This window comes from Actinomadura nitritigenes (assembly GCF_017573545.1).
In the GTDB taxonomy this organism is placed as follows: domain Bacteria; phylum Actinomycetota; class Actinomycetes; order Streptosporangiales; family Streptosporangiaceae; genus Spirillospora; species Spirillospora nitritigenes.
In genome coordinates, this window is record NZ_JAGEOK010000003.1 from 30269 (window position 1) to 44221 (window position 13953).

A 13953-nucleotide genomic window follows, 5' to 3' on the forward strand; every position below is an offset into this window, starting at 1 on the left:
CGCCACATGCGCCGGTCACAGAATGTCATGGATCGATCACGCGATGCGCGGGGGAAACGCCGACGGTTCCCGTTTCCGTTGCCGGACTGCCGCGGCGCCCCCGGCGAGGGCCCCGCTCCATCCCGCCCACCCCCGCCCGAACTGTCCTGAGCTGGGACATCTGTTCCGTGTGCCGGATTCCGCGGCTACCATCACGGCACGCGCGGCGCCGCCGACCGGCCCCGCGGACCCGCTGTCCTGAGGCGGACGCCGCCGGTAGTGCAGGAGGAGGGGCCGCACGTTTTAACATTCCATTACTTTTGATTCGGGGGGCATCCATGGAGACCGCCGAGCACGGCCGCGGGCTCGCGGCACGCGCGGCGGTCCCGCTCGCCCTGGCGGCGGTCCTGGCCGTCGCCGCGTCGCTCGTGCTCGGCACCCTGCTGCCCGGTGACGCGCGGCTGGTCTGGTGGCATCCGGAGATCGTCATCGCGATCTTCTGGACGCCGGTCGCCGCCACGCTGCTGCGCAAGCGGCCCGGTCTCCGGGTCGGCTGGCTGATGCTCGGGGCCGGGTTCAGCGCGGCGGTGTACGTCCTGGTCCTCAACCTCGCGCCGTGGTTCACGCTGCACGGCTGGGTCGGGGCCGCGTCCCTCCGCTGGCTGGCCACGTGGCTCTGGGCCGTCGACACCTACACGCTCACCCTGGTCCTGCCGCTGATCTTCCCGGACGGCCGGGTGGTGACGCGCTGGTTCCGGCCCGTGCTGTGGCTGGCCTGGCTGGTCCCGGTGGTCGTGTGCGTCCACCTGACGCTCGACCCTGGCGCCAGGCGGTTCCACAACGGCGTGTCCGTGTACCCGTTCGACAAGATCCCGGTCCCGATCAGCGTCCTGATCCTCGGGACGCTCGCCGGGGGCCTGCTGTCGCTGGTCGTGCGGTTCGCGCGGTCGGCGCCGGACGTGCGGCGGCAGATCGCATGGGTCGTCTACCCCGGCGTGATCGCGCAGGCCGTCATCTTCGTCGGGGAGAACAGCCCGATCGGCGACCCGCTGCGCGATCTCAGCATCGCGGCCGTGCCGATCTGCATCGGGATCGCGATCCGCCGCTACCGGCTGTACGACATCGACCTGGTGGTCAGCCGGACGCTGGTGTACGCCGGGCTGGTCGTGATGATCACCGGCGTGTACTTCGCGCTGGTCGGCGCGGCGGGCCTGCTCGCGCACGGCTACGGGACGCTGGCGGGCCTCGCGGGCGCGATCGTGGCCGGCGCGGTGTTCGAACCGGTCCGGCGGCGGCTCCAGCGCGCCGTGGACGCCCTGATCCACGGCGAGCGCGACCCGTACCGGCTCGCGGACCGGCTGAACCGGCGGCTGCAGACCGCCGTCGACCCGGCCGCGGCGCTCGCCGTCGCCGCCGAGGTGGCCCGCTCGGCGCTGCACGCCACCGGCGTCGTGATCGAGGTGCTGGACCGCGAGGGCCGGACGGTCTCGGCGGAGGACGGCGTGCTCGGCGAACGCCCGCAGCTCATCCCGCTGGTCTGGCACGGCGAGCCGGTGGGCCGGCTGCTGTTCGGCGTCTCCCGGCCGCCGGACGCCCGGATGTCGGGCATCCTGGCCCGCAACCTCGCCGAGCTGGCGAACGCCGCCCGGCTCACGGCGGACGTGGCGCGCTCCCGCGAGCGCATCCTGCGCACCCGCGAGGAGGAGCGCCGCCGCCTCCGCCGCGACCTGCACGACGGGCTCGGCCCGACGCTCGCCAGCCTCGCCATGACGGTGGACGCGGCGCGCATCACCCTCAAGACCGACCCCGAGGCCGCCGACGCGCTGCTGGAGAACCTGCGGACGATGATGGGCCGCACCATCGGCGACATCCGCGAGCTGGTCTACGGGCTGCGGCCGCCCGCGCTGGACGACCTCGGGCTCGCGGGCGCGATCCAGGCGCTCGGCGGCGTCGTCGCGACGGGCGACGGCCCTCGGGTGGACGTCCACGTCGAGGGCGATCTCGAGCGGCTCCCCGCCGCCGCCGAGGTGGCCGCGTACCGGATCGTCCAGGAGGCGCTGACGAACGTGCACCGGCACGCCAAGGCGGACTCGGCGGTGGTGCGCCTGTACCTGAACGGCGATCTGCACGTGACCGTGGGCGACGACGGTGTGGGGCTGCCCGCGCAGATGCGCTCGGGGATCGGGATGTCGTCCATGCGCGAGCGCGCGGCCGAGCTCGGGGGTTCCTGCACGGTGGGGCCGGGGCCCAAGGGCGGGACGCTGGTCCGCGCACGGCTGCCCGTCAACGGCGCCCGATCCTGAGCCCTCTCGCCGGGGCCTGCGGTTCCTGCCGGCTCTCTCCTGGTGGGAGGGCCGGTGACCGCCCCCCGCCAAGAAGGTCGCCACCGGCCCTCGGGCTCCGTACGGCGCCGGGGCTCCCATCCCGGTCCATACGGGCCATTCACCAGAGGGTGTGCAAGAGAGAAGTTACGCGGTGCACGGTCCCGTTGCGGAGGGACACTTGTCCCGATCGATCCGGGACCGCGCCGGAAGTACCGTCTGCCCTGGTCAGACCTGACTTCGTCAGATCCAGCCCGGCCGGGTCTCGCCCTCGGCGACCAGGACGGCCGGGCCGCGCAGATGGCTGGTCGCGCCGTCGAGGGTGACGGTCAGCCGCCCACCGGGGACGTCCACGGTCCACTCGCCGGGCCCGTCCGTGCCGGCCGCCGCCGCCACGGCCACCGCCACGGTTCCCGTGCCGCAGGAGCGGGTCTCGCCCGAGCCGCGCTCGTACACCCGCATCTCCAGGTGCCGGTCCCCGACGGGACGGTAGAACTCGACGTTCACGCCGTCCGGGAAGACCTCGGGATCGAAGTCCGGGGCGCGCGTCAGGTCCAGCGCGGCGACGGGCCGGTCGATACGGCACGCGAGGTGCGGGTTGCCCATGGACACGCGTTCCCCGCGGAAGACGGCGCCCGCGAGGGACGCCTCCCCGGAGCCGAGCGCGACGGGGGCGCCCATGTCGACGCTGACGTCCCCGGACGCCCCGAGCGTCACCCGCTTGAGCCCGGCCCGCGTGGCGATGTCCCACTCGCCCGGGTCGGCCAGGCCGGCGTCGACGAGGTAGCGGGCGAACACGCGGGTGCCGTTGCCGCACATCTCGGCGACGCTGCCGTCGGCGTTGCGGTAGTCCATGAACCACTCCGCGCCGTCGAGCCCCTGCGCGCCGGGCCCCCCGGTGCCGCCGAGGTCCATCGCCTTCGTCCGGACGGCCCGCAGCACGCCGTCCGCCCCGATGCCGGCGCGCCGGTCGCACAGCCGCGCCACCGCCTCCGGCGTGAGATCCAGCTCGCCGTCCGGGTCGGGGAGGATCACGAAGTCGTTCTCGGTGCCGTGCCCCTTAACAAACCGCATTCCTCGATCGTATGGCCTCGGCCGGACGGCTCATCCGACCAGGCCGAGGGCCCGGTCCACCAGGTCCGGGGCGTCGTGGGGTAGCCAGTGGACGCGGGGGTCGCGGCGGAACCACGACTCCTGGCGGCGGGCGAAGCGCCGCGTCGTCCGGATGGTCTCCTCCATGGCCCGCTCCTCCGTCCACTCCCCGGCGAGGAACCGCAGGACCTGCGCGTAGCCGAGGGCGCGGCCGGCGGTCAGGCCGTCGCGCAGCCCCCGCTTCTCCAGGGCGCGGACCTCGTCCACCAGTCCCGCGTCCCACATCCGCCGCACGCGCAAGGCGATCCGCTCGTCCAGCGTCTCGCGCGGGACGCCCAGCCCGATCTGGACGACGGAGCCGTAGCGGTAGATGTGCTCGGGCAGGATGGCGGTGAACGGGCGGCCGGAGATCTCGATGACCTCCAGGGCGCGGACGATCCGGCGGCCGTTGCTCGGCAGGATCGCCTCCGCCGCCGCGGGGTCCCGTTCGCGGAGGCGGGCGTGGAGGGCGGCGCTCCCCTCGCGTTCCAGCTCTCCTTCGAGGCGCGCCCTGATGGCCGGGTCGGTCCCGGGGAACTCCAGCCGGTCCAGCGCGGCCCGTACGTAGAGGCCGGATCCGCCGACCAGGACGGGAACGCGCCCGCGCGCGCGGATCCCGGCGATCGCGTCGGCGCTGAGCCGCTGGTACTCGGCGACGCTCGCCGTCTCGGTGACGTCCCAGACGTCCAGCAGGTGGTGCGGGACCCCGCGCATCTCGGCCGGCGTCAGCTTCGCCGTGCCGATGTCCATGCCGCGGTAGAGCTGCATCGAGTCGGCGTTGACGGCCTCCCCGCCCAGGCGGAGCGCCAGTTCCACGGCGAGATCGGACTTTCCCGCGGCCGTCGCCCCCACGACCGCGATCACATCAGGAGAGGTCACGCCTGCAATTGTGGCAACAGATTGGGTATGGCCCTGCTTGTACGGGCTCCGCGCGAGGCCGCTCAAGCCCGCGGGGGCCGCCGAGCCGAGGGATCCGGGGGGAATCGCGATGTCCTTCGTCGACAAGGTCAAGGAAATGCTGGGCCAGCACTCCGACCAGGCCAAGAAGGGCGTGGACAAGGGCGGCGACATGTTCGACCAGAAGACCGGCGGCAAGTACGCCGACAAGGTCGACAAGGCCCAGGACAAGGCGGACGACTACATCGACCGCGGCGACCGCGGCGACGAGGGCGGCACCGGAGGGCAGCCGGGCCCGAACGAGCCCCGCTAGCGCGTCCTGCCGCCCTCCATGGACCAGCTCGCCACGAAGTAGCCGACTCCGTAGGGCGCCTCGTCCGCCAGCAGAGCGGCCGCCGACGCGGCCCCGGCGGACGGGGCGCCCGCATGGTCCGCGGGCGTCGCGGCGCCCGCGAGCACCTGCCACGCCGCGCGACCGGCCACCTGGAGTTCGCCCGAGACGACGGGATCCAGGGCGGCCAGCGCCGTGGCGTCGGCCTTGCCGAGGGCATGCGCGACGCCCTCGTCATAGCCCTGCGCGCGCTCGTCGAGGTACCCCGGCGCCTTCTCGGACCTGCACGCCGACCCGTCGCCCATCACCAGGAGCGCGACGCGTTCCGCCGAACCGGCGAGTCCGGCGCCCAGGCGCAGGCAGGTATCCGGGTCGGCGTCGAACGCGACCGACTGGTAGCGCGCGTCCGCCGCGAGGCCGTGCCGCCCGAGGAGCCAGCACCCGACGGTGAGGGACAGCGGCAGCGCCTCGCCGCCGCACCCGTCCGCCGGATCGACCGGGCTCGTCCAGTCCAGCCCGTACGGGCGGAGTGACGCGTAGGCGCCGGCGCCGTAGGCGCGCGTGTCCTGGGCCCCGCCCACGACGATCAGGGCGTCCGCGTCGCGCGCCCCGAGCCGGCCGATGGCCTCGTCACAGGCCGCACGCACATCGTCCAGTTCCGGCGCGGCCCCCGCCGCCAGGTCGGGCACCAGGATGGGCGGGTGCGGGCACACCGCCGCCGAGATCAGCACCGCGTCCCCACGGCCACGACCACGGCCACGGCCCAGCGGCCTCGCCCGGCGGCTCGGCGCTCCGGGTCCCGACCGGTCATGCGGGCGTCGGCGTGTGGGCGGCGCAGCCCGGTGCGGCGGCCTGGTCCTGCGCCGCCGGGCGGCCGATGGTCGGCATGCCCAGCGAGACGCCCTTCGGGCCCTCGCCCTGGCGCGCCTCCCACGCGTCACCCGCCCGCGTACGGCGGACGCCCTGGACCGGCTTGTCGGCCACCAGATGGTGGGGCGCCGCGTAGGTCACCTCCACGGTGACCATGTCGCCGGGACGGACGGGCTCGTCCGGTGCCCGGAAATGGACCAGGCGGTTGTCGGGCGCGCGGCCCGACAGGCGGCGGGTCTCCTCGTCCTTGCGGCCCTCCCCCTCGGCCACGAGGACCTCGAGAGTGCGGCCGAGCTGCTTCTTGTTCTCCGCCCAGGAGATCTCCTCCTGCAGGGCGACCAGCCGCTCGTACCGCTCCTGGACGACCTCCTTGGGCAGCTGCCCGTCCATGGTGGCCGCCGGCGTCCCCGGCCGCTTGGAGTACTGGAACGTGAACGCCGAGGAGAACCGCGCCTCGCGCACCACGTGCAGGGTCTGCTCGAAGTCCGCCTCGGTCTCGCCCGGGAAGCCCACGATGATGTCCGTGGTGATCGCGGCGTCCGGGATGGCGGCGCGCACCTTCTCGATGATGCCGAGGTAGCGCTCCTGCCGGTAGGACCGGCGCATGGCCCGCAGCACCGCGTCCGACCCGGACTGCAGCGGCATGTGCAGCGACGGCATGACGTTGGGGGTCTCGGCCATCGCCGCGATCACGTCGTCGGTGAAGTCCTTGGGGTGGGGCGAGGTGAACCGGACCCGCTCCAGGCCGTCCACGTTCCCGCACGCGCGGAGCAGGCCCGCGAACGCGGACTGGCCGCCCTCCGTCATGGCGCGCACCTCGTCCGGCGCCGCCGACAGGGCCCCGAAGCCCGAGCCGTAGGCGTTGACGTTCTGCCCCAGCAGCGTGATCTCCAGGACGCCCTCGCCGACCAGCGCCTCGATCTCGGCGAGGATCTCGCCGGGCCGGCGGTCCCTCTCCTTGCCGCGCAGCGACGGGACGATGCAGAACGTGCAGGTGTTGTTGCAGCCGACGGAGATCGACACCCACGCGGCGTAGGGGGACTCGCGGCGCGTCGGGAGCGTCGACGGGAAGGTCACCAGCGACTCTTCGATCTCGACCTGCGCCTCGCTCTGCACGCGCGACCGCTCCAGCAGCGCGGGCAGCGACCCGATGTTGTGGGTCCCGAACACCACGTCCACCCAGGGCGCGCGTTTGACGATGGTGTCGCGGTCCTTCTGCGCCAGGCAGCCGCCCACGGCGATCTGCATGCCCGGATGACCGTCCTTGACGGGCCGCAGATGGCCCAGGTTCCCGTAGAGCCGGTTGTCGGCGTTCTCCCGCACCGCGCAGGTGTTGAACACCACCACGTCGGGCTCCGTCCCGCCCGCGCGCACGTAGCCGGCCGCCTCCAGCAACCCGGACAGCCGCTCGGAGTCGTGGACGTTCATCTGGCACCCGTAGGTACGGATCTCGTACGTGCGGGTGCTCGTCTCCATAGGCGCACTCATGACAGTCCCCAAGCGTACGCGCCGGAGGGTGCGCGGCGGGCACGGATGATCACGCTGCGACGCCTCATCTACCCGCCGAACTGCGCAGTCGTGATCGGATCGGTACCGCTACGGAACCAACGGACGCAACGGGATGACGTAGAGTCCGACCGCATGACGGACAGCGAAGGCGGGCCCGACCTGACCAAGGGGCAAGGGCCGGAGGACGCCATCACGCAGGCCGCCGCAACCGGCACGGGACCGCTCGTCGTGGTCGAGCACGTCCACAAGCACTTCGGCGAGCTGCACGTGCTCAAGGACATCAACCTCACCGTGGACCGCGGCGAGGTCGTCGTCGTCATCGGCCCCTCGGGCGGCGGCAAGTCGACCCTGTGCCGGTCGATCAACCGGCTCGAGCCCATCGACGGCGGCCGGATCCTCGTCGACGGCAAGGAGCTGCCCAAGGAGGGCAAGGAGCTGGCGCGGCTCCGCGCGGACGTGGGCATGGTGTTCCAGTCGTTCAACCTGTTCGCCCACAAGACGATCCTCGAGAACGTCACGCTCGGCCCGGTGAAGGTCCGCAAGCAGGGCAAGCAGGAGTCCGAGAAGCACGCGATGGAGCTGCTGGAGCGCGTCGGCATCGCGAACCAGGCGGCCAAGTACCCCGCCCAGCTCTCCGGCGGGCAGCAGCAGCGCGCCGCGATCGCCCGCTCCCTCGCCATGCGGCCCAAGGTCATGCTCTTCGACGAGCCCACCTCGGCACTCGACCCCGAGATGGTCAACGAGGTGCTCGACGTCATGACGGGCCTGGCCCGGGAGGGCATGACCATGATCGTGGTGACCCACGAGATGGGCTTCGCCCGCCGGGCCGCGCAGAAGGTCGTGTTCATGGCGGACGGGCAGATCGTGGAGGAGAACACCCCCGACGAGTTCTTCACCAACGCGCGCACGGACCGCGCGAAGGACTTCCTTTCCAAGATCCTCACGCACTGAGCCGCGGGGCTCCGGCAGAGAAGCAGAGGTGTGACGAGTAATGCGATTCAAGCGTTTCGGCGCTCTGATCGGCGCGGGCCTGGCCCTGTCGCTGGCCGTGTCGGCCTGCGGTAGCGACAAGGAGAAGACCGACGCGAAGACGGTCGTCCAGAAGGCCAAGGAAGACAAGAAGCTGACGATCGGCATCAAGTTCGACCAGCCCTCGCTCGGGCTGAAGAAGCCGGACGGCACGTTCGCGGGCTTCGACGTCGACGTCGCCCGGTACATCGCCAAGCAGCTCGGCGTCCCGGAGAGCGGCATCACCTTCAAGGAGACGACCTCCGCCAACCGCGAGTCGTTCCTCGGCGGCGGCCAGGTCGACCTGGTGGTGGCGACCTACTCCATCACCGACGCGCGCAAGCAGCAGATCACCTTCGGCGGCCCGTACTACGTCGCGCACCAGGACACGATGGTCCAGGCCAAGAACAACTCCATCAAGAAGGCCCAGGACCTCAAGGGCAAGAAGCTCTGCCGCGCCGCCGGGTCGAACTCCTTCCGCCGCGTCACCGAGCCGCCGCCGGACGGCAAGCTCAACATCAAGGGCGTCACGCTGGTCGACGCCAACAGCTACTCCGACTGCGTGAGCAAGCTGAAGGCCGGCGCCCTGGACGCGGTCAGCACCGACGACCTGATCCTCGCCGGCTTCGCCGCGCAGCAGCCCGGCCAGTTCAAGGTCATCAACGACCCCTTCACCGACGAGAAGTACGGCGTCGGCATCAAGAAGGGCGACAAGGAGACCTGCGAGGCCGTCAACGCCGCCATCCAGAAGATGTACTCCGACGGCAGCGCGAAGACGTACCTGGAGAAGAACTTCACGGGCACGGGTCTGAAGCTCGTCACGACCGTCCCGCAGATGGAAGGCTGCGCCTGATCCCAGGCTGAGGCTCCCCCTCGGCCGGTGCCTCCCCCGGAGCGTCGCTCCCGGGGAGGCACCGGCGTGGACTCGACCGGCTGGAACGCTATGGAACAGCTAAGCAATGTTTGACTTCAGCGCCTTCTTCGACCACTTCGACGAGATCCTCCAGGGGTTCTGGGCGACGATCCGCCTGGCCGCGGCGTCGGCGGTCCTGTCCCTCATCATCGGCACGGTGCTGGCGAGCTTCCGGGTCTCCCCGGTCCCGGTGCTGCGGTCCTTCGGCGCGGGCTACGTCAACATCGTCCGCAACACCCCCCTGACCCTGGTGCTGCTGCTGTGCGCCCAGGGGCTCAATGACACGCTGCACCTGACGTTCTCGTCGAACTCCTCGACGACCTACTACTGGTGGGCGGTGCTCGGCCTGTCGGGCTACACCGGCGCGTTCGTCTGCGAGACCCTGCGCTCGGGCATCAACACGGTGCCGCTCGGCCAGGCCGAGGCGGCGCGGTCGATCGGGCTGACCTTCATCCAGTCGCTGCGGATGATCATCCTCCCGCAGGCGTTCCGCTCGGTGATCGCGCCGATGGGCAGCATCCTCATCGCGATGATCAAGAACACGACGGTCGCGGCGGCGGCGAGCTACGCCGAGGTGGCGCTGGTGAGCAAGACGCTGCTGGACGCGCCGACCTTCACCGGCGGCGCGATCCCGCTGTTCATCGGGGTGGCCGTCGGCTTCATGATCCTGATCCTGCCGACCGGGTTCTTCTTCGGCTGGCTGGCCAAGCGGATGGCGGTGGCGCGGTGAGCAAGGAAGCGACGGTCCTCTTCGACGCCCCCGGACCGCGGGCGCAGGCGCGCAACCGGGTGTTGACCGTCGTCTCGGCGGTCGTCCTCCTGGCGATCTTCGCCGCCCTGGTCTGGCGCTTCAACGACAAGGGCCAGTTCGCGGGCGAGCTGTGGAACCCGTTCCTGAAGTGGACGGTCTGGAAAGAGCTGATCCTGCCCGGCCTCGGGAACACGCTGAAGGCCGCCGCGGTCGCCGCCGTGCTGGCGATGCTGTTCGGGATCGTGTTCGGCCTCGGCCGGCTGTCGGACCACTGGTGGATCCGGATCCCGGCGGGCGCGGTGGTCGAGTTCTTCCGGGCGATCCCGCTGCTGATCCTGATCTTCCTGATGTTCTTCGTGCCGAACAAGATCAGCCCGTCGATCGCCGACTCGCAGTTCGGCACCCTCCAGCGGATCCTGGTGGACGACTTCTTCTCGCTCTTCGGCGTGGAGATCAACGCCGGGACCGTCATCGTGCCGGCCTTCGCCGCGGTCGTGTTCGGCCTGGTGCTGTACAACGGCTCGGTGCTGGCGGAGGTCGTGCGGGCGGGCGTGCTGTCCGTCCCGAAGGGGCAGGCGGAGGCCGCCTACTCCATCGGCCTGCGCAAGAACGGCGTCATGCGGCTGGTGCTCCTGCCGCAGGCCATCCGGGTGATGATGCCGGCGATCGTGAGCCAGATCGTCGTCCTGCTCAAGGACACCGCGCTCGGGTTCATCATCGCCTACAGCGAGCTGCTCAACGCGGGCTTCAACCTGATCCCGGCGAACTACCACAACAACAAGATCCAGGCCGGGATCGTCATCGCGATCATCTACATCGCGATCAACATGGCGGTGAGCCGGTTCGCGACGTGGCTCGAGAGCCGCGGCCGCCGCAACCGCAAGACCGGCGGGACGACGCTCGGCGCCGGAACCCCCGGGGCCGCGGCCGAGATGTCGGTCAAGAACGTGACCGCGGGCGAGATGGGGGCCCCTGGGCTCTGACCTGTGCCGGGAGCGGGCCCGACCGCTCCGGGCCGCCGCGCTGGGCGCCACCGGTCTCCGGTGGCGCCCTCCGCTTTCCCGGCCCCGGACCGCCCGCACGGCGAAGGGGTGCCGATCACCCGTGACCGGCACATATCTTTCCGAAGTCAAAGCGCCCGTCATGGCCCCAACCGATCCCCGTATGCGGGACGATTCCTGTTATGACCGCTCGTGTGACCCTCCCCTACGGCTCCTGGCCTTCCCCCATCTCCGCGGCCGATGTGGCCCGCGCCCGGCTGCGCCTCAGTTTCCCCACCGTCGCGGGTGATGACGTGTGGTGGCAGGAGACCCGACCCGAGGAGGGCGGGCGGACGACGGTCATCCACCTCAAGGGCGGGCATCGCACCGAGGTGCTCCAGGCCCCGTGGGACGCCCGCACGCGCGTCCACGAGTACGGCGGGCGGTCATACCTGCCGGTCCGTACCGCCGAGGGCGTGTCGCTGGTGTTCTCCAACTACGAGGACCAGCGCCTCCACCGGCTGGACGAGGGCGACCCCAAGCCGTACCCGCTCACCCCGGAGCCGGCCGTCCAGGCGGGGCTGCGCTACGCCGACTACGTGCTCTCCCCCGACGGCACCGAGATCTGGTGCGTGTGCGAGGGGCACATCGCCGAGCCGCCGGAGGGCGGGGACACCGCCGCCGGGATCCGCCGCGCCATCGTCGCCGTCCCCCTGGACGGCAGCGCCGCCGACGACGCCGGGGCCATCCGCGAGCTCGTGACCGGCGCGCACTTCTACGCGTCGCCGGCCCCCTCTCCGAGCGGCGGGCACCTCGCCTGGGTGCAGTGGAACCACCCCCGCATGCCCTGGGACGGCACCGAGCTGCGCGTGGCGGCCATCGAGGACGGCACCACGGTCGCGCCCCGCACCGTCAAGGGCGGCCTGACCGAGTCCGTCGTCGCGCCGCTGTGGCGCGACGACGAGTCCCTCTACGTCATCTCCGACTGGCCCGGCTGGTGGAACATCTACCAGGTCGGCCTGCACGGCGAGTCCCCGCAGGCGCTGTACCCGGCCGAGGAGGAGTTCACCGGGGCGCTCTGGCAGCTCGGCGGCATGCCGTACGCGCTGCTGGACGACGGGCGCCTCGCCGTCCTGCACGGCGAGGGCGACATGCGGCTGGGCATCTACGACCCCGAGACGCTCGACCTGGTCGACGTGGAGGTGCCGTACGAGGACTGGCACCCGCAGCTGTCGGCCGACGGCACCACGATCGTCGGCATCGCGGGCGGCCCCGACCTGCCGACGTCGGTGGTGCGCGTCGACACCACCACGGGCCGCGTCGAGGGGCTCCGCCGCGAGCTCGCCGAACTGCCCGACGTGGCGTACCTGTCGAAGCCGCGCACCGAGCGCCTCGAAGGGCCGTTCGGGCGCCCGGTCCACGCCTACGTGTTCCCGCCGACCAACCCGGAGGCCGCCGCCCCCGAGGGCGAGCTGCCTCCCTACGTGGTGTTCGTGCACGGCGGCCCGACCGGCCGCGTCTCCAAGGACCTCGACCTGGAGCGGTGCTACTTCACCAGCCGCGGCATCGGCGTCATCGACGTCAACTACGGCGGATCGACCGGGTACGGGCGCGCCTACCGCGAGCGGCTGCGCCGCCAGTGGGGCGTGGTGGACGTCGAGGACGCCATAGCCGCCGCCCAGGCGCTCGTCGACGGCGGCATAGCGGACCCGGCGCGGCTGGCCATCCGGGGCGGTTCCGCGGGCGGCTGGACGACGCTCGCCGCCGCCACGCAGACCGACCTGTTCAAGGCCGCCACGTCCTACTTCGGGATCAGCGACCTGCAGAGCTTCGCCGCGGCCACGCACGACTTCGAGTCGCACTACCTGTTCGGGCTGATCGGCCCGCTGCCCGGCTTCGAGCGGGCCTACGAGGAGCGCTCGCCACTCAACCGGGCCGACCGGACGGCATGCCCCGTGCTGCTGCTGCAGGGCCTCAACGACCCGGTGGTGCCGCCGGACCAGTCCGAGCGGTTCGCGGTCGCGCTCGCCAACAAGAAGATGCCGTACGCCTACCTGACGTTCGAGGGCGAGTCGCACGGCTTCCGCCGCGCCGACACCGTCATCGCGTGCCTGGAGGCCGAGCTGGCGTTCTACGGGCAGACCCTCGGGTTCGAGCCGCGGGGCGTCGCCCCCATCGACCTGACGGTGGCCTGAGCCCTCCGCCGTCCCGTCCGCCGGCGGCCGCCAGGCCCTCGGCGGACGGAGCGGGCCCCTCGTGCTGAGCGGGCCCCCCGGGCGGGCAGGTCAGACGGCGCGCTTGTCGGCGGCGGCGCGCAGGTTGTAGACGTCCTTGTCGAAGTACGCCGAGTACGACCGGGACGCCGTGTTGCCGCCGCCCTGGTAGCCGCCGATGACGCCGTTGATGTAGCCCTTCTGCGTCGTGTAGCTGTAGTTCAGCAGCCACGGGCTGCCGCTCGTGCCGCCGTAGAAGCCCGTGCAGTCCATCCGGATCTGGAACCTGGACTGCTGTGCCGTCTTCGTCCGGCAGTAGATGGGCCGGTCGCGCGGGTCGAAGGCGATCTTCGGGTAGCCGGCCACGTTCACCGTCTTGCCGACGCCCTGGTTGATCGCGAGCTTGTTGTAGCCGACCGCCTTCTGGATCGTCTTGCCGTTCCGGTCGTTCAGCGCGATGAACCCGAAGTCCAGGTCGCGGTCCGTGCTGGTGATCCAGCGCTGGTCGACCAGCAGCATCTTGGCCGTCCAGGTGCCGTAGGGCCGCTTCCCACGGTCGTACTTCGGGACGAACGCCACCTTCGTCGCGTAGTGCTTGCCCATGCCGCCGTGGATGCAGTGCGCCGCCGTGATCAGCAGCCGCTGCGACGAGCTCTGCACGACGCTCGCGGTGCAGAAGTGGTCGCCCTGGCCGTTGTTGAAGAACAGCGCGCCGATCGTCGGCACCCCGGCGAACGCCTTGGACTGCGCGATCGACTGCGCCGACAGCGACCGCCCGGACGCGCCGCCGGTCGGGCGGTCGATGGGCGTCGCCGCGGCCATCCGGTTCGCCGTCCAGTAGCGGGACGCGTCGCCGGCGTCGGCCGCGCTGATCCGCATGCTCGCGGACGTGTCGGCCACCGCTCGTCCCTGGGCGTCGCCCTCCGTGTACCAGACCGTGGCGGCACCCGCCGCGACGATGCCGGCGCAGGCGCCGCCCGCGGCCGTCCACCGCATCCACCGATTGCGCATCGCGCAAAACTACCGATCTCACCGGCTCCGCACAACGGG

12 protein-coding genes are annotated in these 13953 nt (G+C 71.7%); 7 read left to right on the forward strand and 5 right to left on the reverse strand.

All coding sequences use genetic code 11. The features are described from left to right. The first annotated feature begins 317 nt into the window (after positions 1-317). Positions 318-2282 (forward strand): sensor histidine kinase, encoded by a 1965-nt coding sequence (locus J4557_RS04590; protein ID WP_208265090.1) that lies wholly within the window; start codon positions 318-320, stop codon positions 2280-2282. A 261-nt stretch (positions 2283-2543) separates the two neighbouring features. Here J4557_RS04590 and dapF read toward each other — a convergent pair whose 3' ends face one another. Together dapF and miaA are read right to left on the reverse strand one after the other, a co-directional pair. Next, entirely contained in the window at positions 2544-3374 is an 831-nt protein-coding gene (gene dapF, locus J4557_RS04595) for a diaminopimelate epimerase (RefSeq protein WP_208265091.1), read from the reverse strand. Positions 3375-3404: 30 nt separating this feature from the next. After that, complete coding sequence (miaA, locus tag J4557_RS04600; RefSeq protein ID WP_208265463.1) at positions 3405-4295, reverse strand: tRNA (adenosine(37)-N6)-dimethylallyltransferase MiaA; 891 nt, start codon at positions 4293-4295, stop codon at positions 3405-3407. Between the two features lie 124 nt (positions 4296-4419). On the opposite strand from miaA, the gene J4557_RS04605 reads away from it, so the two are divergent. Continuing rightward, positions 4420-4641: an antitoxin gene (locus tag J4557_RS04605; RefSeq protein WP_208265092.1), complete on the forward strand. Its 222-nt coding sequence runs from the start codon at positions 4420-4422 to the stop codon at positions 4639-4641. Here the strand turns inward: J4557_RS04605 and J4557_RS04610 are convergent. Next, a complete protein-coding gene (locus J4557_RS04610; protein ID WP_208265093.1) occupies positions 4638-5390 on the reverse strand; it encodes a class III extradiol ring-cleavage dioxygenase family protein in 753 nt (250 codons plus the stop codon). The genes J4557_RS04605 and J4557_RS04610 overlap by 4 nt on opposite strands. A gap of 76 nt (positions 5391-5466) precedes the next feature. Further along, complete coding sequence (miaB, locus tag J4557_RS04615) at positions 5467-7005, reverse strand: tRNA (N6-isopentenyl adenosine(37)-C2)-methylthiotransferase MiaB (protein ID WP_279575978.1); 1539 nt, start codon at positions 7003-7005, stop codon at positions 5467-5469. A 261-nt stretch (positions 7006-7266) separates the two neighbouring features. Here miaB and J4557_RS04620 point away from each other — a divergent pair, with 261 nt between their 5' ends. The 5 genes from J4557_RS04620 (at position 7267) to J4557_RS04640 (ending at position 12885) form a co-directional block, all read left to right on the forward strand. Next, positions 7267-7989, forward strand: a complete 723-nt coding sequence (locus tag J4557_RS04620; RefSeq protein ID WP_307799460.1) for an amino acid ABC transporter ATP-binding protein — start codon at positions 7267-7269, stop codon at positions 7987-7989. A 40-nt stretch (positions 7990-8029) separates the two neighbouring features. After that, the gene (locus J4557_RS04625; RefSeq protein WP_208265095.1) at positions 8030-8899 is read left to right on the forward strand and encodes a glutamate ABC transporter substrate-binding protein; all 870 of its coding nucleotides are present in this window, start codon (positions 8030-8032) and stop codon (positions 8897-8899) included. A 106-nt stretch (positions 8900-9005) separates the two neighbouring features. Then, positions 9006-9689: an amino acid ABC transporter permease gene (locus J4557_RS04630; protein ID WP_208265096.1), complete on the forward strand. Its 684-nt coding sequence runs from the start codon at positions 9006-9008 to the stop codon at positions 9687-9689. Then, on the forward strand, positions 9686-10693 hold the full coding sequence (locus tag J4557_RS04635; RefSeq protein ID WP_208265097.1) for an amino acid ABC transporter permease: 1008 nt from the start codon (positions 9686-9688) through the stop codon (positions 10691-10693). Before J4557_RS04630 ends, J4557_RS04635 begins: the two co-directional genes overlap by 4 nt. A 200-nt stretch (positions 10694-10893) precedes the next feature. After that, positions 10894-12885: a S9 family peptidase gene (locus J4557_RS04640; RefSeq protein WP_208265098.1), complete on the forward strand. Its 1992-nt coding sequence runs from the start codon at positions 10894-10896 to the stop codon at positions 12883-12885. A gap of 90 nt (positions 12886-12975) precedes the next feature. Here J4557_RS04640 and J4557_RS04645 read toward each other — a convergent pair whose 3' ends face one another. Further along, positions 12976-13914, reverse strand: coding sequence for a trypsin-like serine peptidase (locus tag J4557_RS04645; RefSeq protein WP_208265099.1), 939 nt, complete (start codon positions 13912-13914; stop codon positions 12976-12978). Positions 13915-13953: the final 39 nt, after the last annotated feature.